This is a genomic window from Micromonospora chersina (assembly GCF_900091475.1).
In the GTDB taxonomy this organism is placed as follows: Bacteria; Actinomycetota; Actinomycetes; order Mycobacteriales; family Micromonosporaceae; genus Micromonospora; species Micromonospora chersina.
Map to the genome: position 1 here is coordinate 854,007 of NZ_FMIB01000002.1, position 25,783 is coordinate 879,789.

The 25,783-nt window shown below is 73.8% G+C and carries 22 protein-coding genes; 15 read left to right on the top strand and 7 right to left on the bottom strand.

From position 1 onward, the window contains the following. Window positions 1-4 precede the first annotated feature (4 nt). Window positions 5-841 (bottom strand): siderophore-interacting protein, encoded by an 837-nt coding sequence (locus GA0070603_RS03925; protein WP_091307242.1) that lies wholly within the window; start codon window positions 839-841, stop codon window positions 5-7. After that, window positions 838-1,875: an ABC transporter substrate-binding protein gene (locus GA0070603_RS03930; RefSeq protein ID WP_091307245.1), complete on the bottom strand. Its 1,038-nt coding sequence runs from the start codon at window positions 1,873-1,875 to the stop codon at window positions 838-840. Before GA0070603_RS03930 ends, GA0070603_RS03925 begins: the two co-directional genes overlap by 4 nt. Before the next feature lie 69 nt (window positions 1,876-1,944). On the opposite strand from GA0070603_RS03930, the gene GA0070603_RS03935 reads away from it, so the two are divergent. The 3 genes from GA0070603_RS03935 to GA0070603_RS03945 are packed head-to-tail and all read left to right on the top strand — an operon-like array spanning window position 1,945 to window position 4,882. Further along, the gene (locus GA0070603_RS03935) at window positions 1,945-3,021 is read left to right on the top strand and encodes a FecCD family ABC transporter permease (protein WP_425270496.1); all 1,077 of its coding nucleotides are present in this window, start codon (window positions 1,945-1,947) and stop codon (window positions 3,019-3,021) included. After that, window positions 3,018-4,043 carry a FecCD family ABC transporter permease gene (locus tag GA0070603_RS03940; RefSeq protein ID WP_091307251.1) on the top strand — a complete coding sequence of 342 codons (1,026 nt, stop codon included), beginning with the start codon at window positions 3,018-3,020 and terminating at the stop codon, window positions 4,041-4,043. Before GA0070603_RS03935 ends, GA0070603_RS03940 begins: the two co-directional genes overlap by 4 nt. Window positions 4,044-4,069: 26 nt before the next feature. Beyond that, window positions 4,070-4,882, top strand: coding sequence for an ABC transporter ATP-binding protein (locus tag GA0070603_RS03945; RefSeq protein WP_091321500.1), 813 nt, complete (start codon window positions 4,070-4,072; stop codon window positions 4,880-4,882). Between the two features lie 84 nt (window positions 4,883-4,966). On the opposite strand, the gene GA0070603_RS03950 is transcribed toward GA0070603_RS03945, so the two are convergent. Then, window positions 4,967-6,625 carry an FAD-binding dehydrogenase gene (locus GA0070603_RS03950; RefSeq protein ID WP_208862794.1) on the bottom strand — a complete coding sequence of 553 codons (1,659 nt, stop codon included), beginning with the start codon at window positions 6,623-6,625 and terminating at the stop codon, window positions 4,967-4,969. A gap of 95 nt (window positions 6,626-6,720) precedes the next feature. Here GA0070603_RS03950 and GA0070603_RS03955 point away from each other — a divergent pair, with 95 nt between their 5' ends. Continuing rightward, entirely contained in the window at window positions 6,721-7,905 is a 1,185-nt protein-coding gene (locus GA0070603_RS03955) for a PucR family transcriptional regulator (protein ID WP_091307256.1), read from the top strand. Between the two features lie 44 nt (window positions 7,906-7,949). Beyond that, window positions 7,950-8,330 (top strand): YccF domain-containing protein, encoded by a 381-nt coding sequence (locus GA0070603_RS03960; protein WP_091307259.1) that lies wholly within the window; start codon window positions 7,950-7,952, stop codon window positions 8,328-8,330. Between the two features lie 13 nt (window positions 8,331-8,343). Here the strand turns inward: GA0070603_RS03960 and GA0070603_RS03965 are convergent, their stop codons facing one another. After that, window positions 8,344-9,489, bottom strand: a complete 1,146-nt coding sequence (locus GA0070603_RS03965) for an RNA polymerase sigma factor (protein ID WP_091307261.1) — start codon at window positions 9,487-9,489, stop codon at window positions 8,344-8,346. Window positions 9,490-9,495: 6 nt separating this feature from the next. Beyond that, window positions 9,496-9,903: a YciI family protein gene (locus GA0070603_RS03970; RefSeq protein ID WP_091307264.1), complete on the bottom strand. Its 408-nt coding sequence runs from the start codon at window positions 9,901-9,903 to the stop codon at window positions 9,496-9,498. Window positions 9,904-10,137: 234 nt separating this feature from the next. Between GA0070603_RS03970 and GA0070603_RS03975 the strand changes: the two genes are divergently transcribed. From GA0070603_RS03975 to GA0070603_RS04015, 9 genes are all read left to right on the top strand, one after another. Next, a complete protein-coding gene (locus GA0070603_RS03975; protein WP_167544480.1) occupies window positions 10,138-10,917 on the top strand; it encodes an FkbM family methyltransferase in 780 nt (259 codons plus the stop codon). A gap of 222 nt (window positions 10,918-11,139) precedes the next feature. Beyond that, complete coding sequence (locus GA0070603_RS03980) at window positions 11,140-12,141, top strand: LacI family DNA-binding transcriptional regulator (protein ID WP_091307270.1); 1,002 nt, start codon at window positions 11,140-11,142, stop codon at window positions 12,139-12,141. A 120-nt stretch (window positions 12,142-12,261) separates the two neighbouring features. After that, on the top strand, window positions 12,262-13,938 hold the full coding sequence (locus tag GA0070603_RS03985; RefSeq protein WP_091307273.1) for an ABC transporter substrate-binding protein: 1,677 nt from the start codon (window positions 12,262-12,264) through the stop codon (window positions 13,936-13,938). A 74-nt stretch (window positions 13,939-14,012) separates the two neighbouring features. Beyond that, on the top strand, window positions 14,013-15,179 hold the full coding sequence (locus GA0070603_RS32545) for an ABC transporter ATP-binding protein (protein WP_091307275.1): 1,167 nt from the start codon (window positions 14,013-14,015) through the stop codon (window positions 15,177-15,179). Then, window positions 15,176-16,153 carry an ABC transporter permease gene (locus GA0070603_RS03995; RefSeq protein ID WP_091307279.1) on the top strand — a complete coding sequence of 326 codons (978 nt, stop codon included), beginning with the start codon at window positions 15,176-15,178 and terminating at the stop codon, window positions 16,151-16,153. Before GA0070603_RS32545 ends, GA0070603_RS03995 begins: the two co-directional genes overlap by 4 nt. Before the next feature lie 3 nt (window positions 16,154-16,156). Next, complete coding sequence (locus tag GA0070603_RS04000; RefSeq protein WP_208862795.1) at window positions 16,157-17,194, top strand: ABC transporter permease; 1,038 nt, start codon at window positions 16,157-16,159, stop codon at window positions 17,192-17,194. Then, the gene (locus GA0070603_RS04005) at window positions 17,191-18,183 is read left to right on the top strand and encodes an ABC transporter ATP-binding protein (RefSeq protein WP_091307283.1); all 993 of its coding nucleotides are present in this window, start codon (window positions 17,191-17,193) and stop codon (window positions 18,181-18,183) included. The genes GA0070603_RS04000 and GA0070603_RS04005 overlap by 4 nt, the downstream gene beginning before the upstream one ends. Window positions 18,184-18,230: 47 nt before the next feature. Next, a complete protein-coding gene (locus GA0070603_RS04010; protein ID WP_091307287.1) occupies window positions 18,231-19,643 on the top strand; it encodes a GH1 family beta-glucosidase in 1,413 nt (470 codons plus the stop codon). 153 nt (window positions 19,644-19,796) lie between these two features. After that, window positions 19,797-21,683 (top strand): ricin-type beta-trefoil lectin domain protein, encoded by a 1,887-nt coding sequence (locus GA0070603_RS04015; protein WP_341864928.1) that lies wholly within the window; start codon window positions 19,797-19,799, stop codon window positions 21,681-21,683. 60 nt (window positions 21,684-21,743) lie between these two features. On the opposite strand, the gene GA0070603_RS04020 is transcribed toward GA0070603_RS04015, so the two are convergent. Beyond that, complete coding sequence (locus GA0070603_RS04020) at window positions 21,744-23,006, bottom strand: ROK family transcriptional regulator (RefSeq protein WP_091321506.1); 1,263 nt, start codon at window positions 23,004-23,006, stop codon at window positions 21,744-21,746. 134 nt (window positions 23,007-23,140) lie between these two features. On the opposite strand from GA0070603_RS04020, the gene GA0070603_RS04025 reads away from it, so the two are divergent. Beyond that, complete coding sequence (locus GA0070603_RS04025) at window positions 23,141-24,520, top strand: glycosyl hydrolase family 18 protein (RefSeq protein ID WP_091307291.1); 1,380 nt, start codon at window positions 23,141-23,143, stop codon at window positions 24,518-24,520. Window positions 24,521-24,568: 48 nt separating this feature from the next. On the opposite strand, the gene GA0070603_RS04030 is transcribed toward GA0070603_RS04025, so the two are convergent. After that, window positions 24,569-25,663: a nucleotide disphospho-sugar-binding domain-containing protein gene (locus GA0070603_RS04030; RefSeq protein ID WP_091307295.1), complete on the bottom strand. Its 1,095-nt coding sequence runs from the start codon at window positions 25,661-25,663 to the stop codon at window positions 24,569-24,571. Window positions 25,664-25,783: the final 120 nt, after the last annotated feature.

Below are 25,783 nucleotides of genomic sequence, written 5' to 3' on the forward strand. Positions count from 1 at the left end.
TCGGTCAGGCGTCGATGGCCTCGGCCCGGAGGTCCTCCTCCGACGCGCCGCGCCGTGAGTAGCCGGCGAAGGTGACCCGGCGGCGGTCCAGGCCGCGCTCGCCGACCAGGTGCCGGCGGACCGCCTTCACCATGCCGGCCTCGCCGGCGATCCAGGCGTACGGGGCGGCGCCGGGCAGCCGGGCGCCGCGCAGCGCGTCGGCCAGCAGGCTGCTGCCCGGCCCCGTGGCGCCCCGCACCAGCCAGGTCACCTCGGCGCGGGCGGCGGTGGGCAGCGGCTGGATGTCGCCGGCCGCCGGGACCTCGACGAAGGCCCGGACCGGGGTGCCGGCGGGCAGCCAGTCGAGGATCCCGCCGACGGCCGGCAGCGCGGTCTCGTCGGCGACCAGCAGCACGGCGTCGGCGCCGGTGGGCGGCTGGAAGCGCACGGTGCGCTCGTCCGGCACGGCCGGCCCGAGCAGGAGCACCCGGTCGCCCGGCCGGGCCCGGCCGGCCCAGCGGGTGGCCGGGCCGGTGTCGCCGTGCCGGACGAACTCGATGTCCAGCTCGTTCCGCTCGGGCCGCTGCGCCCGGATCGTGTACGAGCGCATCACCGCCCGCACCGACGGGTCCAGGGCCCGCCAGGCCGTGTACCAGTCCTCGCCCGCCTCGAGGGGGACGACCGGGGCGTCCTGGCCGGGGTGCGGCAGGAAGACCGAGACGCTCTGGTCCCGGCCGCCGCCGGCGAACTCCCCGAGGTCGTCGCCGCCGAAGGTGACCCGGACCAGGCAGTCGCCCACCGCCCGGGTGGCGAGCACCCGGGCGGCGTAGAACCGGTACCGCAGGGCGACCGCGGTGGTCACGCGGTGACCTTCTTCGCGCCCCGGATGGCGGTGGCCAGGTTCTCCAGCAGCGGGGCGGCCCCGGCGTACGAGAAACGGGGCACCGCGTCCCACGGGGTGACCTGGTTGGCCTTGACCGCGGGCAGCTGCGCCCAGGTGGGCTTCGCGGCGAGGTCCTTCGGCTGCAGGGCGGTGGGTCGGTTGTCGAGCAGGATCAGGTCGGCCGGGAACTTGCCGGTGTTCTCCCAGCTCAGCGCCTCGAAGTAGTCGCCCTGCTCCAGCTTGGTCGGCACCACCAGGTCGACGCCGAGTTCGGCGAAGAACATGAGGTCGGTGCTGACCTTGGGGTTGGAGACGTAGAACAGGTCGGGGCTGCCCGAGGCGGCCATCACCCTGATGCCGGGGTTCGCCTTGACCGCCTGGCGCACCGCCTCGGCGGCCGCGGTGAACCGGGCCTTCGCGTCGGTGACCTTCTTCGCGCCGAGGTCGGCGCCGAGGGAGGCGGCGAGTTCGGCGTACCGCTCGATGGGCTTCGTCATCGGCACGCGGGCCGTGGTGATCGCGACGCTGGGGGCCAGCGGCAGGATCTTCGCCTTGCTCTCGTCGGGGACGTACCAGAGCGCGCCCGGGTCGTACATGTGGGTGACCAGCAGTTCGGGGCGGAGCCCGGCGTACTTCTCCAGGTTGAACTCGCCCCAGGCGTTGCCGAGGATCTCGACCTGCTCGACGTCGAGGTCGCCGGCCTGCGGCTCCTTGCTGCCGTCGGCCTTCTTCGTCTCGCCGAACACGCCGACGATCTGCTTGTCGAGTCCGAAGTCGACAAGGGCGGCGGCCACGCCGGTGAAGGCGACGATCCGGGCGGGCCGGGCGGCCGCGTCGACCTTCTGCTGCCGGTCGTCGGTGAACGACCAGGGACCGCCGGTGGGGCCGGCGCTGGTGGCGGCGTCGTCGCCGTCCTTGCCGCAGCCGGCGAGGAGGGCGCCGAGGCCGGCGGCGCCGGCGGCGGCGAGGAAGCCGCGGCGGGAGAGCGGGCGGCGGGACAGGGCATCGGGCATGGCGAAGTCTTTCGGTACGGGTCTGCGAATGACCATGGACAGCGAGTTAGGCTAACCTAACCTAAGTCGCTGTCAAGGTCCTTCCCGCCCCCGGAGTCCACGCTGTCCGTCATCACCCCACCCCGAAGCGGCGCCGTCGCCGCCCCGGCGACCGGCCGGCGCCGCCGGCTCCGGGCCGGCGGGCTCACCCTCGGCGTGCTGCTGCTCGCCGCGGTGGCCGTGCTCAGCCTCGTCCTCGGCGCGAAGCCCCTGTCCCTCGCCGAGGTGTGGCACGGCCTCACCGACCCGGCCTCCCCCGAGTACGCCGTGGTGCACCAGGGGCGGCTGCCCCGCACCCTGCTCGGCCTTGCCGCCGGCGCGGCGCTCGGTGTCGCCGGAGCGGCCATGCAGACGCTGACCCGCAACCCGCTCGCCGACCCCGGCCTGCTCGGCATCAACGCGGGCGCGTCGGCCGCCGTGGCCACCGCCACCGTGCTGCTCGGCGTCGCCGACCTCGACCACCAGGTCTGGTACGCGCTGCTCGGCGCCGCCGCGGTCACCGTCGCGGTGCACACCATCGCCGGTGGCCGGCAGGCAACCCCCGCCCGGCTGGCCCTGGCCGGGGCGGCGCTCAACGCGGCCCTGTTCTCCTACGTCAGCGCGGTCATGCTCGTCGACAGCACCTCGCTGGAGCGGCTGCGGTTCTGGACCGTCGGCTCACTGGCCGGCGCCCGCACCGACACCCTGCCCAGCCTGCTGCCGTTCGTCCTGACCGGACTGCTGATCGCCCTGCTGGTGACCCGCCCGCTGGCCGCCCTGGCCCTCGGCGACGACTCGGCCCGCGCGCTCGGCGCCCGCCCCGGCCTGGTCCGGGGCGCGGTGGTCGTCGCCGTCACGCTGCTCTGCGGAGCGGCCACCGCCGCCTGCGGACCGATCGTCTTCGTGGGCCTGCTCGCCCCGCACCTGGTCCGCGCCCTCACCGGCCCGGACCCGCGCCGCCTGCTGCCCTGGTGCGCCGTGTTCGCGCCGGTGCTGCTGCTCACCGCCGACGTGGCCGGCCGGGTGCTCGGCCGCCCTGGCGAACTCCAGGTGGGACTGGTCACCGCCGTGCTCGGCGGGCCGCTCTTCCTGCACCTGGTCCGGCGCGGACGGGTGGGCCGGCTGTGATCGTCCTGCGCCTTCCCGGCGGGCTGTCACTGCGCCTGCGGCCCCGCGCCCTCGCCGTCGGCCTGGCCGGCACGCTGCTCGCCCTCGCCCTCGCCGTGCTGGCCGTCGGCGCCGGCGACTACCCCATCGCCCCGGCCGACGTGCTGCGCGTCCTGGCCGGCGGCGGCAACCCCGCCGAGCGGTTCATCGTCACCGAACTCCGGCTGCCCCGCCTCGTCACGGCCCTGGCGGTCGGCGCCGCCCTCGGCCTCGCCGGCGCGGTGTTCCAGTCCCTGACCCGCAACCCGCTGGGCAGCCCCGACGTTCTCGGCGTCACCTCCGGCGCGGCCACCGGCGCGCTTGTCGTGGTGGTGCTCGGCGGCGGCAGCGCCGCCCTGGCCGGTGCGGCCGCCGCCGGCGGTCTGGCCACCGGCCTGCTCCTGTACGCCCTGGCCGGCCGCCACGGCGTCGGCGGGCACCGGCTGGTGCTCATCGGCATCGGCGTCACCGCCATCCTCACCGGCGTCAACGGCTGGCTGCTCACCCGCGCCCCGCTCATGGACGCCGCCCGCGCCGCGCTCTGGCTCACCGGCAGCCTGGACGGGCGGGGCTGGGCCAACGCGCTGCCGGTGCTCGGCGCGCTGGCGGTGCTGCTGCCCGCCGTCCTGCTCGCCCGAGCCCCCGCCCTGCGGCTGCTGGAGATGGGCGACGACTCGGCCGCCGGGCTCGGCGTGCCGGTGCGCCGGGTCCGGGTCGCCGCGCTCGGCGCGGCCGTGCTGCTGGTCTCCGTCGCGGCGGCGGCCGCCGGACCGGTGTCGTTCCTGGCGCTGACCGCCCCGCACCTGGCCCGGCGGCTCACCCGCGCGCCCGGCCCGAACCTGCTGCCCTCGGCGGTCGTCGGCGCGGCCCTGCTGCTCGCCGCCGACCAGGTCGCCCAGCACGCGGTCGCCGGCCGGCAACTGCCCGTCGGCGTGGTCACCGGCGTGCTCGGCGGCGGCTACCTGGCCTGGCTGCTCGCCGGCGAACGCGGGGGCCGGCGATGACCGGCCCCGACGAGAAGGGAACCCCGATGCGGCCCGACACCTCCCGGCTGGTCGGCGAGGCGCTGACCCTCGGCTACGACCGGCGCACCGTCGCCGAGGACCTCACGGTGGCCGTCCCGGACGGCTCCTTCACCGTGATCATCGGGCCGAACGCGTGCGGCAAGTCCACCCTGCTGCGCGCCCTGGCCCGGCTGCTGCGGCCCGCCCGGGGCACGGTGCTGCTCGACGGCGCCGACATCCACCGGCGGCCGGCGCGGCAGGTCGCCCGTACCCTCGGGTTGCTCCCCCAGTCGGCGGTGGCCCCCGACGGGCTCTCCGTGGCCGAGCTGGTGTCCCGGGGCCGCTACCCGCACCAGGGCCTGCTGCGGCAGTGGTCCCGCGAGGACGAACGGGTGGTCGACCGGGCCATGGCCGACACCGGCGTCGCCGAGCTGGCCGACCGGCCGGTCGACGAGCTGTCCGGCGGGCAGCGGCAGCGGGTCTGGATCGCCATGGCGCTGGCCCAGCAGACGCCGCTGCTGCTGCTCGACGAGCCGACCACCTACCTCGACATCGCCCACCAGGTCGAGGTGCTGGACCTCTGCGCCCGCCTGCACGAGGAGCAGGGCCGCACCCTGGTCGCGGTGCTGCACGACCTGCACCAGGCCGCCCGCTACGCCACCCACCTGGTGGCCATGCGCGACGGGCGGGTGGTCGCCGCCGGGGACCCGCGCCGGATCGTCACCACCGACCTGATCGAGGAGGTGTTCGGCCTGCCCTGCCGGATCATCGAGGACCCCGAGACCGGCACCCCGCTGGTGCTCCCCACCGCGCGCCGGCGGGTAGTGCCGGCGGTCTGACCACCCCGGCCCGGTCCGCTGTCCCCCGCGGCGGCCCCGGCCGGGGTCCGGGCCATCCCGACGGCGGCCCGCCGGCGGTGCCGGCTACCCGACGGCCGCCGCGGCGGCGCGGCCGGCGGCGCGGCCGGAGAAGAGGCAGCCGCCCAGGAAGGTGCCCTCCAGGGCGTTGTAGCCGTGCATCCCGCCGCCCCCGAAGCCGGCGACCTCGCCGGCGGCGTACACCCCGGCGAGGGGTTCGCCGTCGGCGCGCAGCACCCGGCCGGACAGGTCGGTGTGCAGGCCGCCGAGGGTCTTGCGGGTCAGCACGTGCAGCTGCACGGCGATCAGCGGGCCGGCGGCCGGGTCGAGCAGCCGGTGCGGGGTGGCGACCCGGATCAGCCGGTCACCCCGGTAGCGGCGGGCGCCGCGGATGGCGTGCAGCTGGGCGTCCTTGCCGAACGGGTGGGCGATCTCCCGGTCCCGCGCCTCGACGACCCGGCGCACCGCCAGGGCGTCGAGCTGCGGCCCGCCGCTCTCGGCGGCCAGCTTGTTCATCCCGTCGACCAGCTCCGGCAGGCCGTCCGCCACGACGAAGTCCGCGCCGTGCCGCTTGAACGCCTCCACCGGCCCGGGTGCGCCGGGACGGACCCGCTGGAGCACCTGCCGCACGCTGCGGTTGGTCAGGTCGGGGTTCTGCTCCGAGCCCGACAGCGCGAACTCCTTCTCCAGGATCTTCTGGGTGAGCACGAACCAGCTGTAGTCGTGGCCGGTGGCCCGCAGGTGGCGCAGCGTGGCGAGGGTGTCGAAGCCGGGGAAGAGCGGCGCGGGCAGCCGCTCGCCGGTCGCGTCGAGCCAGAGCGACGACGGCCCGGGCAGGATCCGGATGCCGTGACCAGGCCAGACCGGGTCCCAGTTGCGCAGCCCCTCGGTGTAGTGCCACATCCGGTCCGGATTGATCACCTGACCGCCGGCCGTCTCGGTGACGGCCAGCATGCGCCCGTCGACGTACGCGGGCACCCCGGTGACCATCCGGGCCGGCGGGGTGCCGAGCCGCGCCGGCCAGGCCCGCCGGACGAGGTCGTGGTCGCCGCCGATCCCGCCCGAGGTGACGATCACGGCCTGCGCCCCGTACGCGAAGTCGCCGACCACGGTCCGCGAGGTGGGCCGGCCGCGCGGGGCGTCGTCGGGGGCCAGCACCGCGCCCCGCACGCCCGTGACGACACCACCGCTGGTGACCAGCCCGTCGACCCGGTGCCGGAACAGCAACCGGATCCGGCCCTGCTCGGCGGCGGCACGGACCCGCCGGGCGAACGGCTCGACCACGCCGGGGCCGGTGCCCCAGGTGACGTGGAAGCGCGGCACCGAGTTGCCGTGCCCGTGCGCCGCTCCCCCGCCCCGCTCGGCCCAGCTCACGACCGGGAAGACCCGGTGGCCCATGCCCCGCAGCCAGGCCCGCTTCTCGCCGGCCGCGAAGTGTACGTACGCCTCCGCCCACCGGCGTGGCCAGTGGTCCTCGGGACGGTCGAAGGCGGCGCTGCCGGTCCAGTCCTGCCAGGCCAGCTCCACCGAGTCCCGGATGCCCATCCGCCGCTGCTCCGGCGAGTCGACCAGGAACAACCCGCCGAACGACCACCACGCCTGCCCGCCGAGGTTCTGCTCCGGCTCCTGGTCCAGCAGCAGCACCCGCCGGCCGGCGTCGGCCGCCTCGGCGGCGGCGACCAGCCCCGCCAGGCCCGCCCCGACCACGATCACATCGCTATCCACGCACCGACCGTACGTAGCCGGATGCCAAAATCCTTGGTCGGGGCGTGCGAGATCCGCCACCTCGTTTGTCACCGCCATGACAAAAGGAGCCGACGATGGCCGACACGCTGCTCGACATCGAGCCCGGCCTGGCCCACCTCGCACCGGCCGTCGGCGAGCAGCTGCGCGACCTGCGCGCCCCGCTCCACGCCCGGATCCTGGAAGCCGTCCGCGCCGCCATGCGGGCGCAGGGCCGCTCCCTCACCGGCGGGCAGGGACGCGGACTGGCCCTCGGCGTCCGGACCGCCGTGGACGCCTTCGTCGACGCGGTCGCCGAGCCGGCCCGCGACCTGACCGCCACCCGGGCCGTCTTCCACGAACTGGGCCGCACCGAGTACCGGGAGGGGCACCGGGTCGACGCGCTGCGCGCCGTGCTCACCCTCGGCGGCCGGGAGATGTGGGCGTTCCTCGTCGCGCACACCACGGCAGCCGGCCCCGCCCCCACCGACCTGTACGTGGTCGCCGGCGCGCTCTTCGGCTACGTCGACGCCCTCGCCGGCGCCGCCGCCGAGGGCTACCTCGACGAGCAGCGCGACGCCGCGCAGGACTGGGCCACCACCCGGCGGCGGCTCATCACCCTGCTCGTCCAGCCCCAACCGCCGGCCGACGCCGCGCTGCGCGCCGCCGCCGACGCGGCCCGCTGGCCGCTGCCCCGGACGGTCGCCGTGCTCAGCGTCGACGGCGACGACGCCGACCACCTGGGCCGCACCATCGGCGGCGGCGCGATCGCCACGGTCATCGACGACGCGGTACGGATCGTGCTGCCCGACCCGGGCACCCCGGGCCGGCTGGACCGGGCCCGCCAGGCCCTCGCCGGGCGGCGGGCGGCGCTCGGGCCGAGCGTGGCGCTGGGCCGGGCAAGGCTGTCGTACCGGATCTCCGGCCGCGCCCTGGCGCTGCGCCGGGAGGGCGTGCTGCCGGGCGACCCGGCGGCCGGCGACGACCACCTGCTCACCCTGCTGCTGCGCTGGGAACCGGGACTGGCCGACCACCTCGCCGACGCCTGCCTCGCCCCACTGGCCGGCCTGCGGCCGGCCGCCCGCCGGGCCCTCGCCGAGACGCTGCACGGCTGGCTGCGCCGGCAGGGGCAGGTGGTGGCCGTGGCCGAGGACCTGCACACCCACCCGCAGACCGTGCGCTACCGCATGCGCCAACTGCGGGAGCTGTTCGGCGCGGCCCTCGACGACCCGGACCGGCGGCTGGCCCTCCACCTCGCCCTGCGCCACCGCCTCGGCGGCTAGGCCGGCGGCCGCGTGACCTTGCGGGCGGTGGCCACCATGGGAGCGTGCTTCGCTTTCTGCTGAACGTGTTGTGGCTCGTCTTCGGCGGTGGCTTCGTCCTGGCCCTCGGCTACGGCGTGGCCGCCCTGATCTGCTTCGCGCTGGTGGTCACCATCCCGTTCGGGGTGGCCTCGCTCCGTCTCGCCTCGTACGCGCTGTGGCCGTTCGGCCGCACCGTCGTGCCGAAGCCCGGCGCCGGGGTCGCCTCCGGCCTGGCCAACGTGCTGTGGGTGCTGCTGGCCGGCTGGTGGCTCGCCCTGTCCCACATCCTCGCGGGCGTCGCGCTCTGCGTGACGATCATCGGCATCCCGTTCGGGGTGGCCAACTTCAAGCTCGTCCCCGCCGCGCTCTGGCCGCTCGGTCAGGAGGTCGTCGAGACGCCGTGAGCGGCCCTCGCCGCTAGCCGCGCAGCCGGGCGTTGATTCGTGCGGCCTGTCGGGTGAGGTGGTCGCGTTCGGCGACGCTGGGCGCCTTCCGGGCGGCGTCGGCGTAGAGGCGCGCCGCGGCCACCAGGTCACCGTCGCGCTCCCGGAGGTAGGCCGCCACGGCGGCGTACCGGGGCAGGGCGGGGTCGAGCCCCGCCAGCGCGGCCAGCCCCGCGCGCGGACCGTCGGCCTCGCCGACCGCGACGGCCCGGTTGAGGCGGGCCACCGGGCTGTCGGTGAGGCGCACCAGCTCGTCGTACCACTCGACGATCTGCACCCAGTCGGTCTCCTCGACCGTCCGGGCGTCGGCGTGCAGCGCCGCGATGGCGGCCTGGGCCTGGAACTCGCCCAGGCGGTCCCGGGCCAGGGCCCTCTGGAGCACGTCGACGCCCTCGGCGATCAGGCGGGTGTCCCACCGGCCGCGGTCCTGCTCGGCCAGCGGCACGAGCCGGCCGTCGGGGCCGGTCCGTGCCGCGCGCCGGGCATGGTGGAGCAGCATGAGCGCCAGCAGGCCCGCGACCTCCTCGTGGTCGATCCTGGTCGCCAGCTCACGGGTGAGCCGGATCGCCTCGGCGGCCAGGTCCACGTCGCCGGAGTAACCCTCGTTGAAGACCAGGTAGAGCACGCGCAGCACCGTGGCGACGTCACCGGGCTCGGTGAACCGGACGCCCGAGACCGTCCGCTTGGCCCGGCTGATCCGCTGGGCCATGGTCGCCTCCGGCACCAGGTAGGCCTGCGCGATCTGCCGCGTGGTCAGGCCGCCGACCGCGCGCAGCGTCAACGCGACCGCCGAGGCCGGTGTGAGCGACGGGTGCGCACACAGGAAGTACAGCTGGAGCGTGTCGTCCGCCACCTCGCTCGGGCCGGGCGCCGGCTCCACCTCGACGCGCACCTCGCGCCGACGCCGGGAGGCGTCGGCGCGGGCGGCGTCGAGGAACTTGCGCCAGGCCACCGCGACCAGCCAGCCCTTCGGGTCCCGCGGCGGGTCGTCCGGCCACCCGCGTACGGCCTCGACCAGGGCGTCCTGAACGGCGTCCTCGGCCGCCGCGAAGTCAGCTCCGCGGCGGACGAGGACCCCGATCACGGTGGGCGTGAGGCTCCGCAGCAGGACCTCGTCCACCGTGCGTCACTCCGTGACGGGCGCGTGCGCCGTCAGGAACGGACGCACCTCGAGCCACTCGTGGATCGGCTTCCCGCCCGCGCCCGGAGCCGCGGACAACTCGCCGGCCAGCTCGATCGCCCGCTCGTACGTGTCGACGTCGATCACCATCCAGCCGGCGATCAGGTCCTTGGTCTCCGCGAACGGGCCGTCGGTGACCGGCGGCCGCCCCTCGCCGTCGTAGCGGACGAACGTGCCCTCCGGGGAGAGCGCCTGACCGTCGACGAACTCCCCGGTGCCCTCCAGCCGGTCGGCGAAGTCCTGCATGTACCGCAGGTGCGCCGTGACCTCCTCCGGCGTCCACTGGTCCATCGGCACGTCGTTGACGGCCGCCGGCGCGCCGCGGTAGTGCTTCAGCAGCAGGTACTTGGCCATGGTGTTCTCCTCGGTGCGGTACGGCCCGTCGTGGCCGTGTTCACTGCGGGGACGGAGCCGGGTCCCGGTTCTCGACATCCCACCACGAAATTTTCCGAGGAATCTCGACGGGCGGCTCGTGTCCGGGTTCCCGGTCACACTCCCTCGGGCGTCCTAGGAGGCTGGGTTGAGTCCACCGGGCGGGGTCACCCGAAAGGGGCTCACATGGGCGCGGTCGCGGCTACGGTCGGAGTGATGGGCGGTCATAACGGGGTGATCGAGGCACTCAAGGCGGATCCCACCATGTCGGGCCTGCGCCGCTCCCTCGACGCGTACTACGGCGACCCGGCCCGCGAGGCCGCCATGGACGCCTTCTACGCCCCCCTCGTCCGCCCGGACGACCTGGTCTTCGACGTGGGCGCACACGTGGGCGACCGGCTCGGCAGCTTCCGCCGGCTGGGCGCCCGGGTGGTGGCCGTCGAGCCCCAGCCGCTCTGCACCCGGGCCCTGCACGCCCTCTACGCAGGCGACGACCGCGTGACCATCGTGGAGGCGGCGTGCGGGGCGCGTACCGGGCCGGTGCGCCTGCACGTGAACTCGGCCAACCCCACCATCTCCACCGCGTCGGCCGGGTTCCTGCGCGCCGCCGACGGAGCCGGCGGCTGGGCGCACGAGGTCTGGGACGCCGAGATCGAGGTGGCCGGCACGACGCTCGACACCCTCATCGCGGCGCACGGCGTCCCGGCCTTCGTGAAGATCGACGTGGAGGGCTTCGAGGACGCCGTGCTGGCCGGGCTGAGCCGGCCACTGCCGGCGCTGTCGTTCGAGTTCACCACCATCGCCCGGGACCTGGCCGCGCGCTGCCTGGACCGGCTCACCGCGCTGGGCTTCACCGACTTCACCGTCGCGCTCGGCGACGAGATGGCGTTCGCGCTGCCCGGATGGCGGCCGGCGGTCGAGGTGGCGGCGTACCTGCGCGGGCTGCCGCACGAGGCCAACTCGGGCGACGTCTACGCCCGCACCCGGCCGGCCTGACCCCACCGGCGGCCCGGACCGACGTTTCGTCGCATCGACACTGCTCACAGGCTTGATCGGCGGCGTTGTCCAGAGGCACTTTTTTCAGGTTTCGAACTTAGCCATGTTTCGTTACCTGCCTGTTATTGACGTGACCGTCACCACTTCGGTTGACTGCGACGGAACCGCTTCCGCAACCGGTTCCGAAACGCCCGCCTCACCCCTTCGACCCGGGAGCGTCACGTGCCGATCACCATCGCCGACGTCGCCACCCGGGCCGGCGTGAGCAAGACGACGGTCTCCCGGGTGCTCAACGGCAAGGGCGAGGTGCACGTCCGCACCGCCGACCGCGTCCGCGCCGTCATCAACGCCCTCGGCTACGTGCCGAGCGCCCGCGCGGTCGGCCTGGCCCGCGGGCGTACCCGGGTCGTCGGCATGCTGGTGCCCGCCCTGACCTGGCCCTGGATGGGCGAGGTGCTCCAGGGCGCGGCCGACGTGGTCGAGGCCGAGGGGTACGGCATGCTGCTGTTCACCTGCACCCACGGCGACGAGTCGATGCGGCGGTTCGCCTCCCAGGTCTCCGCGAAGTCCTTCGACGGCCTGCTGGTGGTCGAGCCGGAGGGCACGCTCGACTACATCACCGAGCTGCACGAGCGCGGCCTGCCGGTCATCCTCATCGACGATCGCGGCCACCAGCCGGGTTTCCCGTCCGTCCGCACCACCAACGAGTCCGGCGCGCGGGCCGCCGCGGAGCACCTGCTGGCGCACGGGCGGAAGCGGCCGCTGGTCGTGACCGGCCTGCGCCGCTTCGGCTGCACCCGGGAACGGCTCGCCGGCTTCGCGGACGGCTACGCCGACGCCGGCCAGCCCATCGACCCCGCCCTCGTCGTGGAGGGCGACTTCACCTTCGAGTGCGGGCGGGCGGCGGTGGAACGCCTGCTCGCCGACGGCGTGCCGTTCGACGCCGTCTTCGCCCACAACGACCTCTCCGCCGCCGGGGCGCTCCAGGCGCTGCGGGACGCCGGCCGGCGGGTCCCGGAGGACGTGGCGGTGGTCGGCTTCGACGACCTGCCGCTGGCCGGGCACACCCACCCACCGCTGAGCTCGGTGCGCCAGCCGTTGCGGGAGATGGGGGCGGTCGCCGCCCGTACCCTCATCGCCCACCTCGGCGGGACGCCGCTGCCCGGCACCCCGACAGTCATCCCCACCAGCTTCACCGTCCGCGCGTCGACCGGCGCCACCTGACCTCGCCACCGCTGTAGCACCACCCGCACCGGCGGGCGCCCGCCCACCGGTGGTAACACCGCACACCCTCCATCCACCACATCCCGCTCGAGGATTGCGGGAGCACCGAGGGAGACCTCCATGAGAAGAAGGCAACTCCTCGCCGTCGCGCTGGCCGGCGCGATGGCCACCGGCGTCGCCGCGTGCGGCGACAGCCCGAACGCCAACAAGAAGAACGGCCAGGCGGCCACGGTGCTGAACATCGGCATGCCGAACGGCCCGCAGGCCGAGAACAACAACCCGTTCCTCACCACGTCCGCCGCGGCCTCGCTGGGCTACCGCTGGCAGATCTACGAGCCGCTGATGATGTGGAACCCGGTGAAGCCGGCCGACCCGTTCAAGCCGTGGCTGGCCACCAAGGCCGAGTGGTCGTCGGACTACACCTCGGTGAAGGTCACCATCCGGGACAACGCCACCTGGTCCGACGGGCAGAAGGTCACCGCCGAGGACGTCGCCTTCACCTACAACCTGGTGAAGAAGTACCCGGCGCTCAACGACCAGGGCGTGCCCTACACGGACGCGACCGCCAGCGGCAACGACGTCACCATCAAGATGGAGAGCCCGCAGTTCGTCAACCAGCAGAAGGTGCTGTGGCGGGTGCCGATCGTGCCCAAGCACATCTGGGAGAAGATCAGCGACCCGACGACCGACACCGTCAAGCAGCCGGTCGGCAGCGGCCCGTACACCCTGAAGTCCTTCACGCCGGCCAGCATGACGCTGTCGGTGCGTGACAAGGGCTACTGGCAGGACCCGCCGAAGGTCAAGGAGCTGCGCTACACGTCCTACACGGACAACAGCGCGCAGACCACCGCCCTGGCCAACGGCGAGTCGGAGTGGAGCTTCGTCTTCATCCCCAACTACCAGGCCGTCTTCGTGGCCAAGGACCAGGAGCACCACAAGGTGTGGGCGCCGGCGATCCTGGGCATCCACGGCCTCTACCTCAACACCACGAAGAAGCCGTTCGACGACCCGGCGCTGCGCCGTGCCATGAACATGGTCATCGACCGCGCCGACATCTTCACCACTGCCGAGGCCGGCTACTTCCACCCGCAGGTGAAGAGCGTGACCGGCCTGCCCAGCCCGGCCGGTGACTCGTTCGTCGCGCCCGAGTTCAAGGGCCAGGAGCACAAGGTCGACGTCGAGGGCGCCAAGGCGCTGCTGACCGGCGCCGGCTACAAGCTGGACGGCAACACCCTCAAGGACAAGTCCGGCAAGCCGGTCACCGTCAAGCTCACCGACCCGGCCGGGTGGTCCGACTACCAGACCAGCCTGGAGATCGTGAAGGACAACCTGTCGAAGATCGGCATCGCGGCGACCGTCGACAAGGCCAACCAGGACGCCTGGTTCCGCAACGTCGAGCAGGGCAACTTCGAGGCGACCTTCCGGTGGACCGAGGGCGGCGCCACGCCGTACGACATCTACCGGACGATCATGGACGGCCGGCAGCTCAAGCCGATCGGCACCGCCTCACCCGCCGGCAACTTCGGCCGCTTCAACAACAAGGCGGCGACCGACGCGCTGGTCGCCTACGCGAACGCGACCGACGACGCCGCGCGCACCACCGCGATGAACACGCTCCAGAAGATCTTCGTGGAGCAGATGCCGATGATCCCGGTCGGCGCGGACAACATCGGGGGCGCGTACAGCACGAAGAACTGGACCGGCTGGCCGGATGACGCGAACCCGTACGGCGCCATGCAGCCCACCCAGCCCAACGCGCTGGACGTGGTCCTGCACCTGAAGCCCGCCAACGGCTGACCTGGCCAACCGCCTCCCCGGCCGGCCACCGGCCGGCCGGGGAGGCGCACCCCACGCTCAGACAGGAACTCGGCATGACGTTGAGCGAGAGCGCGGCGGCGCCGGTCGACGAGGTGGTGCTGGAGGCCGTCGGCCTGACCAAGCACTTCCCCGTCCGCAGGCGGCTGCGTGACCTCTTCTCCCGGACGCCGGCCGTCGTGCACGCCGTCGACGACGTGTCGTTCGCGCTGCGCCGCGGGCGGGTGACGGCGCTGGTCGGCGAGTCCGGCTCCGGCAAGTCCACGGTGGCGCGGCTGCTGGCCCAGATCTACCCCCGCACCGCCGGCGACATCCGCCTGCACGGCACCTCGACCCGGGTGCGCGGCGGCCGGCCGTTCCGGTCGTACGTGCGGCGGGTCCAGCTGATCCTGCAGGACCCGTTCGCCTCGTTGAACCCGGTGCACACCGTCCGCTACCACCTGACCCGGTCGCTGAAGATCCACGGCAACGCCGGGCACGGTGCCGAGGACCTGGACGCGGCCCTCGGCAGGCTGCTCACCCGGGTGAGCCTCACCCCGCCCGAGCGCTACCTGGACGCCTTCCCGCACGAGCTGTCCGGCGGCCAGCGGCAGCGCGTCGCCATCGCCCGGGCGCTCGGCGCCGACCCGGAGGTGCTCCTCGCCGACGAGCCGGTCTCGATGCTCGACGTGTCCATCCGCCTCGGCGTGCTCAACCTGCTCCAGGACCTCAAGGAGCGGCTCAACATCGCGATCCTCTACATCACCCACGACATCGCCTCGGCCCGCTACTTCGCCGACGAGACGATCGTGATGTACGCGGGCCGGATGGTCGAGGGCGGCGACAGCGAGACCGTCACCCAGAACCCGGCCCACCCGTACACCCGGCTGCTCACCGATTCGGCGCCCGATCCCGAGCGCATCACCGGCGACGGCGCCGGCGTCGACACGGCCGCCGGGAAGGACCGCGGTCAGGGCGAGCCGCCGAGCCTGATCGCCCCGCCGGCCGGCTGCCGGTTCCACCCCCGGTGCCCGCACGCCATGCGGCGCTGCACCACCGACCTGCCGCCGCGCCTGGACATCGGCGACCGGCCCGGCCACTGGGCGGCCTGCTGGCTCTACGACCCGGACACCGTCGCCGCCGACGCCCCCGGCTCCGCCGCGCCCGACGCCGACCCGGCCGTGCCACCGCCCCCGGCGGCGGTCGAGCAGGACGGCACCGCCACCCTCGGGGAGGCACGATGAGATTCCTCCTGCAACGCACGGCCTTCTACCTGTTCACGGCGTGGGCGGCCATCACGCTCAACTTCTTCATCCCGCGCCTGGTCCCGGGTGACCCGGTGCAGTCGCTCATCTCCCGCAACCAGGGCCGGATCAGCGCCGACGCCATCCAGTCGCTGCGGGTGCTCTTCGGGCTGGACGCGCACGAGAACATCTGGCAGCAGTACCTCGACTACTGGGGACAGTTGCTCCACGGCGACCTGGGGCTGTCGTTCACCTTCTTCCCCACGCCGGTGTCGACGGTGATCGGCGACAGCCTGCCGTGGACCGTCGGCCTGGTCGGCATCACCACGATCATCAGCTTCCTCCTCGGCACCGCGCTGGGCGTCGGCGCCGGCTGGCGGCGCGGCTCCTGGGTCGACGGGCTGCTGCCGGCCACGACGTTCCTGTCCTCGATCCCCTACTTCTGGCTGGGTCTCGTCGCCATCGCCGTGTTCACCGGGCCGGGGAGCTTCTTCCCGTCCTCCGGCGGCTACGAGGCGGGCCTCGTGCCGGCGTTCGACGCGTACTTCATCCCCAGCGCGATCAAGCACAGCGTGCTGCCCGCGGCGACCATCCTGGTCTCCTCGATGAGCGGCTGGATCCTCAGCATGCGCAACATGATGGTGACCGTCTCGTCGGAGGACTACATCACCGTCGCCCACGCGAAGGGGCTGTCGGAGCGCCGGGTGGCGCTCAGCTACGCGGCCCGCAACGCGCTGCTGCCCAACGTCTCGGGCTTCGCCCTGTCGCTCGGGTTCATCGTCGGCGGCACGTTGCTCGTGGAGATCGTGTTCTCGTACCCGGGTCTCGGTTTCCAGCTCTTCCAGGCGGTCGGCTACAAGGACTACCCGCTGATGCAGGGGATCTTCCTGATCATCACGATCTCCGTGCTGGTGGCGAACCTGCTCGCCGACGTCGCGTACCTGCTTCTCGACCCGCGGACCCGAAAGAGCTGAGCGATGACCATCTCACCGTCGAGCATCGAGCAGGTCATCCCCGGTCAGGGGGCGATGGCCCAGCCGTCGGCCGCGCCGGGCCGGGCGAAGCGGCGCCGGTTCCGGTTCGTGGCCAACGCCAAGGCCGCGACCGGCCTGGTCATCCTCGCGATCTACTGCCTCTTCGCGGTGATCGGGCCGTGGGTGGCGCCGTACGACCCGGACGCCCGCAGCGCCGACGTGCTCCAGGCGCCGTCGCTGCGGCACTGGTTCGGCACCACCCACCTCGGCCAGGACATCTTCAGCCAGATCCTGGTCGGCGCGCGCAGCGTGATGGTGGTGGGCCTGGTCGCCGGCGTGCTGGCGACGATCCTGTCCATCCTCATCGGCGTGACCGCCGGCTACATCGGCGGCGTGGCCGACGAGGGCCTGTCGGCGCTGTCCAACGTGTTCCTGGTCATCCCGGCGCTGCCGCTGATCATCATCATCACGTCGATCGTCGAGCAGGCCAGCGACACCCTTGTCGCGCTCATCATCGGGTTCACCTCGTGGGCGTGGGGCGCCCGGGTGCTGCGCGCCCAGACGCTCTCGCTGCGGCGGCGCGACTACGTCGAGGCGGCGCGGGCCACCGGCGAGCGGACCTGGCGCATCATCCTCTTCGAGATCCTGCCGAACCTCACCGCGATCATCGCGTCCGGCTTCGTGGGCACTGTCATCTTCGCGGTCATGTCGGAGATCACCCTGGCCTTCATCGGCATCTCGTCGATCTCGTCCTGGAACTGGGGCACCATCCTGTTCTGGGCCCAGGGCCAGCAGGCCCTCGCGCAGGGCGCCTGGTGGTGGTTCGTCCCGGCCGGGCTGGCCATCGCGGTGCTCGGCACCGCCCTCGCCCTGATCAACTTCGGCATCGACGAGTTCGTCAGCCCCCGGCTGCGCAGCGCCGGCAAGACCCGGATCCGCACCGCCGACGGCCGCACCGTACGCATGCGGGTCGGCTTCACCCCCGTGCTGGCCCCGACCTCCCGTCCGGTGCCGGCCCCCCGAGAGGAGGTCGCACCATGACCGATCCGGTGCTGGAGATCCGCGGGCTGCGGGTCGACTACGGGCTCGGCGACGCGGCCGTGCACGCCGTCCGCGACGTCGACCTGACCCTGCACCGGGGCGAGGTGCTGGGGCTGGCCGGGGAGAGCGGCAGCGGCAAGTCCACCCTCGCGTACGGGCTGACCCGGTTGCTGCCGCCGCCCGGCGTGGTCAGCGGCGGCCAGGTGCTCTACCACCCGGTCGACGGCCCGCCGGTGGACGTGCTGACGCTGAGCCCGGCGCAGTTGCGCCGGTTCCGCTGGGCGGAGACGTCGATCGTCTTCCAGGGCGCCATGAACTCGCTCAACCCGGTGCACAAGGTCTCCACCCAGCTGCTCGACGTGATCAAGGCGCACGAGCCGACGAGCACGCCGGCGGGCCGGCTGGCCCGGGCCCGGGACCTGCTGCGCCTGGTCGGCATCGCCGCCGACCGGCTGGACAGCTACCCGCACCAGCTCTCCGGCGGCATGCGACAGCGCGTGATGATCGCCATGGCGCTGGCGCTGGAGCCGCAGGTGGTCATCATGGACGAGCCCACCACGGCGCTGGACGTGGTGATGCAGCGGCAGATCCTCGGCCAGCTCGCCGAGCTGCGGGAGCGGCTGGGCTTCGCGGTGCTGTTCATCACCCACGACCTGTCGCTGCTCGTCGAGTTCTCCGACCGGATCGCCATCATGTACGGCGGCCGGATCGTCGAGGAGGCGCCCGCCGGGCAGCTGTACCGGCGGGCCCTGCACCCGTACACCGAGGGGTTGCTGCACTCCTTCCCGGCGCTGCGCGGTCCCCGCCGCGAGCTGACCGGCATCCCCGGCTCCCCGCCGGACCTGCGGGCCATGCCGGAGGGCTGCGCGTTCCACCCGCGCTGTCCGAAAGCGTTCGACCCGTGCGACAAGAAGGTGCCGGCCCTGGGCGCCGCCGAACCCGGCCGGGACGTCGCCTGCTGGCTGCACCCGGTCGCCGCCTCCCGCTGACCCCCGCCCTCCGTCCGACCGAACGACCCGCTACCGCGAGGAGAACCATGGACACCGACCTCACCCGCTCCGTCACCACCGGGCAGGCCGACCCGATCGACACCCTGCCGCCGACCTTCCGGTGGGGGGTGGCGACCTCGTCGTACCAGATCGAGGGCGCGGTGGCCGAGGACGGCCGGACGCCGTCGATCTGGGACACCTTCTGCCGCGTCCCGGGCGCGGTGGCCAACGGCGACCACGGCGACGTGGCCTGCGACCACTACCACCGGATGCCGGAGGACGTCGCGCTCATCGCCGGCCTGGGGCTGGACACGTACCGGTTCTCGGTGGCGTGGCCGCGGGTGCAGCCGGGCGGGCGCGGGCCGGCGAACCCGGCCGGGCTGGCCTTCTACGACCGCCTGGTGGACAAGCTGCTCGGCCGCGGGCTCGACCCGTGGGTGACGCTCTACCACTGGGACCTGCCGCAGGAGCTGGAGGACGCGGGCGGCTGGCCGAACCGGGACACCGCCCACCGCTTCGCCGACTACGCGGAGCTGGTCTTCGCCGCCCTCGGCGACCGGGTGAAGACCTGGACCACGCTGAACGAGCCGTGGTGCTCGGCGATGCTCGGGTACGCGTACGGCAACCACGCCCCGGGCCGGCGGAACCTGGGCGACGGGATCGCCGCCGCGCACCACCTGCTGCTCGGTCACGGGCTGGCGGTGCAGCGGCTGCGGGCCGCCGCGGCCACCCCGATCGAGCTGGGCCTGACGGTCAACCTGTCCACGGCAGATCCGGCCACCGACAGCGCGGCCGACCGGGACGCGGCCCGGGCCGCCGACGGGCTGGGCAACCGGCTCTACCTGGACCCGGTGTTCCGCGGCGCGTACCCGGAGGACGTGGTGGCCGACCTGGCCGCCGAGGGGGTCCGCATCCCGGTGCAGGAGGGCGACCTGGAGGTCATCTCGTCGCCGATCGACGTGCTCGGGGTGAACTACTACTTCGGGCAGGTCCACTCCGGGGTGGACGAGCAGGGCCGGGAGCGGGACGACGACGGCCGGCCGGTGCGCCGGGTGGTCCGCCGGGACCTGCCGCGCACCGCGATGGACTGGGAGATCGTGCCGGACTCCTTCACCGAGCTGCTGGTCCGGCTGCACCGCGACTACCCGGGCGTGCCCATGGTGATCACCGAGAACGGTGCGGCCTTCGACGACGAGCCGGACGCCGACGGGTTCGTGGCCGACGACGACCGGGTGGCGTACCTGGCCGAGCACCTGCGGGCGGTGGCCCGGGCCCGGCAGGCCGGCGCGGACGTGCGCGGCTACTTCGCGTGGTCGCTGCTGGACAACTTCGAGTGGGCGTACGGCTACGACAAGCGGTTCGGCATCGTGCGGGTGGACTACGACACCCAGCGGCGCACGCCGAAGCGCAGCGCGCACTGGTACCGCGACACCATCCGGCGGGTGCGCGGGGAGAGCTGAGCCGCTGCTCAGCGCGGCCGTCCGGGCGGGACCCCGGACGGCCGCGTCGGCGTGCCCACGGTCGGCCCGTGGGCACTTTTTTCATGCCTTGACATAAGCAGGTGGGGGCTGTTTTCTCAGTCAAGAACATCGATTGATCCGGAAGGGAGCACGGTGTCCCCCACCACCCCCCGTCTCGCCGGCCGCGCCGTCCTGGCGCTCTGCCTCACGGCCGGCGCCCTCGCCCTCGCCCCGCCGCCGGCCGCGCAGGCCGCCGGCGAGACCGTCAACGTCTGGCTGACCACCACCTCCGACTCCGGCGGGCGGACCGTCACCCGGGGCCTGCAGCAGCAGAGCCCGCTGAGCTTCGCCGCCACCAGCCCCGGCGCCACGCACACGATCACCGTCGACGAGAACACCCGCTACCAGCCGTTCGAGGGCGCCGGGGCGTCCATCACCGACACCACCGCGTACCTGCTGCGCGGCGGGCCGGTGAGCGCGGCCACCCGGGACGAGGTGATGCGCAAGCTGTTCTCCCCGACCGACGGCATCGGCCTGTCGTACGTGCGCAACCCGATCGGCGCCTCCGACCTCTCCCGGCCCGGCAACGTCTCGCTCGACGACACCTGCTGCGATCTGAACGACTTCGGGGCCAACGGCTACGACACGAACGTGGAACTGCTGACCGCGCAGGCCCGGCAGCTCAACCCGGCCCTGCGGGTGATGGTCGTGCCGTGGAGCGCGCCCGGCTGGATGAAGGACAACGGCCGGATGGACCAGATGGGCTGGCTCAAGTGGGAGTACTACGCCACCTACGCCCAGTACTTCGTGAAGACCATCCAGGCGTACGCGGCCCGCGGCGTGAAGGTCGACTACCTCTCGGTGCAGAACGAGCCGAACTGCTGCCAGTCCGGCAATCCCACGGCCATGGACTACCCGGGGATGAGCTGGAACTCCTCGGGCCTGGTCGAGCTGACCAAGAACTTCGTCTACCCGGCGTTCCGGGCCGCCGGCATCACCACGAAGGTGCTGGTGCACGACTGGAACTACGGCGACTACGGCACCATCGGCGCGGGGCTGCTCGCCGACAGCGCGGTGCGCACCGACCCGCTCTTCGGCGGCATCGCGTGGCACGGCTACTGGGGTGATCCGTCGGTCGGCAGCCAGGTGCACGGCCAGTACCCGGCGGTCCCGCAGTTCAGCACCGAGCACTCCGGCGGCACCTGGATCGGCAACCAGCACAACGAGGACATGGCCGACATCGTGAACTACGCCCGGAACTGGAGCCGGAGCGTGGTGAAGTGGAGCCTCGCGGTCAACCAGTTCATGGGCCCGCACAACGGCGGCTGCGGCACCTGCACCGGCCTCATCACGGTGCAGGAGGGCGGCACGCGCGCCGGTCAGGTCGACTACACGATCGAGTACTACACCACCGGGCACCTGACCAAGTTCGTCCGGCCCGGGGCCGTGCGGATCGACTCCACCGCCAACGGCACCGTGCAGAACGTCGCGTACCGCAACCCGGACGGGTCCAAGGCGCTGCTCGCGCACAACGGCGGCACCTCCGCCCAGTCGGTGAAGGTGGTCTGGGGCGGTCAGTCCTTCACCTACACCCTGCCGGCGCGCACCACCGCCACGTTCACCTGGGCGGGCAGCCAGTCCGGCGGTGGCGGCACGCCGACCGGCCCGATCACCGGCATCGGCGGCAAGTGCCTCGACGTCACCGACAACTCCAGCGCCGACGGCACGCCGGCGCAGATCTGGAGCTGCACCGGCGGGGCGAACCAGCAGTGGACCCGGGCCGCCGACGGCACCCTCCGTGCGCTGGGCAAGTGCCTCGACGTGTCCGGGGGCGGCACCGCCAACGGCACGAAGGTGCAGCTGTGGACCTGCAACGGCAGCGCCGCCCAGCAGTGGACCTGGACGGCCGCGCGGGACCTCGTGAACCCGCAGGCCGACAAGTGCCTCGACGTCACCGGCAACACGTCCGCGGACGGCACGAAGACGCAGATCTGGAGCTGCACCGGCGGGGCCAACCAGAAGTGGACGCTCCCGTCCTGAGCCGGCGCCGGGCCGGTGGCGCTCCCGCCGCCGGCCCGGTGGTTCAGCGGGGCCGGCGCTTCAGCGGGTTCGCGACCGGGGCCGCCGCGCCGGCCGCGCCGGCGCCGGGACCACCCGGGCTGCGGGCTCGCGCGGCACACCACCGTCGCGCAGCAGCCGGGCCATCGGCAGGGTGGCCGCGCCCATCGCGACCGCGTCCGGCCCGAGCCGGCACAGCTCGACCGAGGTCTGGGCGTACGGCTGGCGCAGCGCGTGCCGCGCCGTGACCTCGCGGATCTGCGGCAGGTAGCGCTCGCCCAGGGCCAGGCCGGCCCAGCCGCCGAGCACCACCCGCTCCGGGTTGAACAGGTTCACCAGGTTCGCCACCCCGGCGCCGAGGTAGCCCACCGTCTCGTCGAGCACCTTGGCGGCGGTGCGGCTGTTGGCGCGCAGCAGCTCACCGAAGGCGCTCTCCTCGTCGCCGCCGGCCGCCGGCCGGCCCCGGTTGGCCTGCCGGAACCGGTCCAGCACCCCCTCCGCCCCGACGTACGCCTCGAGGCAGCCGAGGTTGCCGCAGCGGCAGCGGCGGCCCCCGTACACGATGGTGGTGTGGCCCCACTCTCCGGCGCTGCTGTGCGCGCCGCGGTAGCCCACGCCGTCGGCCACCACGCAGGCCCCGACGCCGGAGCCGACCAGGGCGATCACCGCGTGCCGGACGCCGCGCCCGGCGCCGAACCACATCTCGGCCTGGCCGAGGGTCTTGGCGCCGTTGTCGATGTGGACGGGGATGTCGGTGCCGGCGCGCAGCATGGCGCCGAGGGGCACGCCGTCCCACCCGAGGGTCTGCGCGTGCACCACGGCGTCGGCGGTGCGCTCGACGGTGCCGGAGACGGCGACGCCGAAGCCGAGCACCGCGCCCGGATCGACGCCGGCCTGCTCGATCACCGCGGCGAGGCCGTGCAGCAGGTGGTCGGTGACCTGCCCGGGGTCGGGCTCGGCGGCCGCGATCGGGTACTCCGCCTTGGCCAGGGCGGTCATGGCCAGGTCGAAGAGTTCGACCTGCACCCGGGTCTCGCCGACGTCGGCGCCGACCAGGTAGCCGTAGCCGGGGGCCACCCGGAGCAGCACCCGCGGGCGGCCGCCGTCGGACTCGACCGAGCCGGCCTCCTCGACCAGGCCCTCGGCGATCATCTCGCCGACCAGGTTGCTCACGCTGGCCAGGCTGAGCGCGGTGGACTGCCCCAGCTCGTGCCGGCTCAGCGGGCCGTCCAGCCAGATCCGGGTGAGCAGGACCGACCGGTTGGCACGGCGCATGTCGCGCACGGTGGTGCGTCTGGCGTCCACGTCCGCCGCCATCCTCTCCCGGCCGCCCCCGGCGGCCTGCTTCACGCCGTGAACCAAGTGCTGACAGACTACTGCGCATTTACATTTAACAAACTTAACTGCTAGCCTCCGGCGCATCGATGAGGAGGTATGTCATGCGACTTCGACGACGGCTGACCGCCGTGCTCGGCGGCGCCCTGCTGCTCGCCGTACCCACCGCCCTGCCGGCCGCCACCGGTCTGGCCGCCTCCGCCGCGGAGACCGCGCTGGTCTCCTGCGCGGGCGTGCCGGCCTGGGCCGAGGGGGTGACCTGGACCGCGGGCAGCCGGGCCACCTATGCCAACCGGCTCTACCAGGCGCTGGTCACCCACACGCCGCCGGCCGGCGCGGGCTGGACCCCACCGGCCACCCCGGCGCTCTGGAGCGACCTCGGCGCCTGCGGCGCCGGCACCCCGTCACCGACCCCCACCACGAAGCCGCCCTCGCCCACCCCCACGCCCACCACCTCCCCCACGACGTCGCCCACGCCCACGGCGACGCCCACCCCCACCCCCACCACCACGCCGCCGCCCGGCGGGACCACCTGCGCGCTGAAGTCGCGGCCCGCCGGCAAGGTGCTCCAGGGCTACTGGGAGAACTGGGACGGCGCGGCCAACGGCGTGCACCCCGGCATGGGCTGGATCCCGATCACCGACTCCCGGATCACCGCGCACGGCTACAACGTCGTCACCGCCGCGTTCCCGGTGATCCGCTCCGACGGCACCGTGCTCTGGGAGGACGGCATGGACGCCGGCGTCAAGGTGCCCACCCCGGCCGAGGTGTGCCAGGCCAAGGCAGCCGGCCTGACCGTCCTGCTGTCGATCGGCGGCGCCACCGCCGGCATCGACCTCGGCTCCAGCGCGGTCGCCGACCGGTTCGTCGCCACCGTCGTACCGATCCTCAAGCGCTACAACTTCGACGGCATCGACATCGACATCGAGACCGGGCTGACCGGCAGCGGGAACATCAGCCAGCTCTCCGCCTCCCAGGCCAACCTGGTGCGGATCATCGACGGGGTGCTGGCCCAGATGCCGGCCGGCTTCGGGCTCACCATGGCGCCCGAGACCGCGTACGTCACCGGCGGCAGCGTCACCTACGGCTCGATCTGGGGCGCGTACCTGCCGATCATCAAGAAGTACGCGGACAACGGCCGGCTCTGGTGGCTGAACATGCAGTACTACAACGGCTCCATGTACGGCTGCGCCGGCGACTCGTACCCGGCCGGGACCGTGCAGGGCTTCGTCGTCCAGACCGACTGCCTCAACACCGGCCTCGTCGTGCAGGGCACCACCATCCGCGTCCCGTACGACAAGCAGGTCCCCGGGCTGCCGGCGCAGAGCGGGGCCGGCGGCGGGTACATGAGCCCGTCGCTGGTGGCGCAGGCGTGGAACACCTACCGGGGCGGCCTCAAGGGGCTGATGACCTGGTCGGTCAACTGGGACGGCTCGAAGGGCTGGACCTTCGGCGACAACGTCAGGTCTCTCCAGGGCCGCTGAGGCCACGCGGGGCCCCGCAGGCGCGCGGGGCCCCGCATCCTCCGAGGATCACCGGCCGAGGGCGGTCAGCTCGGGCACCAGGTCGGCGGGTGAGGGCATCGCGGCCATCTCGTCGCGTACCTCGGCCGCGGCCTCGGCGAGCGACCCGTCGGTGACGAGCCGGGTCAGGACATCGGGTGTGATGTCACGGGCCGCCACGGCGAGGCCGGCGCCGCGCCGCGCCACCACCTCGGCGTTGTGCCGCCGGTCGCCGGGGCCCGGCACGACGAGCTGCGGCACGCCCGCCGCCAGGCCGCCCAGCACGCTGCCCGCCCCGCCGTGATGCAGGTAGGCGGTCGCGTACGGGAGCACCCGGTCGAGCGGCACGCGGCCGACCGTCCGGACGTTCTCCGGCAGCCGCCGCAGCCTGCCGGGTGGCCGGACGAGCACGATGTCGGCGTCCACGGCGGGTGCGGCCGCGATGATCGCCGCCGTCGGGTCGCCGCCACCGGGACCCGCGACGGTGCTGCGGCTCACGATGATCCGCGGCCGCTTCCCGGCGCTCAGCAGCCAGTCCGGCACGTCTCCCCCGCCGGAGTAGGGCACCGCCCGCATGGGGAGGCCAGGTCGCGGCCCGGTCAGGCTCGGGGGCGACACGGTGATCGTGGCCGCCGGCGCGTCGATCCGGTGCCGCCGCATCGGTCCGCTCGCCGCCACGGCCGCGACGAGATCCACGGCGGGGAACAGGTTGTTCTCCTGCACGACGCCGGGGACGCCGAGCCGCTCGGCGGCGACCGCCCCGGCCACGCCCAGCGGCTCGTAGACGACCAGGTCGGGCCGTTCCCGCCGGGCCAGCGCGACCACCGCGTCCACGAACCTGGCGTTCGCGGCGCCGAACAGCTCACCGACGACCGCGGTGCCCGCACGCCCGGCCAGTTCCCGGCGGGCCAGCAGCGGATGGCGCAGGAGCACCCGGCCGGCGATCCGCCCGAACGCGAAGCCCGGCGCGACGTCGTGCGCCGGCAGCCCGCCGAGGTCGACGGTGAGCGCGTCGCCGCCGCTCGCGACCAGCACCTCGTGGCCGGCGTCCCGCCAGGCGAGGGCCAGCGGGACCAGCGGCAGCAGGTGCCCCTGCAGCGGCGCGGAGACGATCAGGACGCGCATCTCCCCATTAGACCGAACGACGATCGTCGCCGCCGACCCGCCGGCCGTCTCCCGGCCGCGATCCAAACATGTGACCCAGGTCACTCGGATGAACTTTCACCCCCGCGTCACGTCCGGAGC

Coding starts and splice junctions, on each gene's coding strand:
- GA0070603_RS03930 (WP_091307245.1), bottom strand. CDS start 1,875: ATGCCCGATGCCCTGTCCCGCCGCCCGCTCTCCCGCCGCGGCTTCCTC.
- GA0070603_RS32545 (WP_091307275.1), top strand. CDS start 14,013: ATGACGTTGAGCGAGAGCGCGGCGGCGCCGGTCGACGAGGTGGTGCTG.
- GA0070603_RS04025 (WP_091307291.1), top strand. CDS start 23,141: ATGCGACTTCGACGACGGCTGACCGCCGTGCTCGGCGGCGCCCTGCTG.
- GA0070603_RS03985 (WP_091307273.1), top strand. CDS start 12,262: ATGAGAAGAAGGCAACTCCTCGCCGTCGCGCTGGCCGGCGCGATGGCC.
- GA0070603_RS04030 (WP_091307295.1), bottom strand. CDS start 25,663: ATGCGCGTCCTGATCGTCTCCGCGCCGCTGCAGGGGCACCTGCTGCCG.
- GA0070603_RS03970 (WP_091307264.1), bottom strand. CDS start 9,903: ATGGCCAAGTACCTGCTGCTGAAGCACTACCGCGGCGCGCCGGCGGCC.
- GA0070603_RS03955 (WP_091307256.1), top strand. CDS start 6,721: ATGGCCGACACGCTGCTCGACATCGAGCCCGGCCTGGCCCACCTCGCA.
- GA0070603_RS04010 (WP_091307287.1), top strand. CDS start 18,231: ATGGACACCGACCTCACCCGCTCCGTCACCACCGGGCAGGCCGACCCG.
- GA0070603_RS03975 (WP_167544480.1), top strand. CDS start 10,138: ATGGGCGGTCATAACGGGGTGATCGAGGCACTCAAGGCGGATCCCACC.
- GA0070603_RS04000 (WP_208862795.1), top strand. CDS start 16,157: ATGACCATCTCACCGTCGAGCATCGAGCAGGTCATCCCCGGTCAGGGG.
- GA0070603_RS03945 (WP_091321500.1), top strand. CDS start 4,070: ATGCGGCCCGACACCTCCCGGCTGGTCGGCGAGGCGCTGACCCTCGGC.
- GA0070603_RS03995 (WP_091307279.1), top strand. CDS start 15,176: ATGAGATTCCTCCTGCAACGCACGGCCTTCTACCTGTTCACGGCGTGG.
- GA0070603_RS04005 (WP_091307283.1), top strand. CDS start 17,191: ATGACCGATCCGGTGCTGGAGATCCGCGGGCTGCGGGTCGACTACGGG.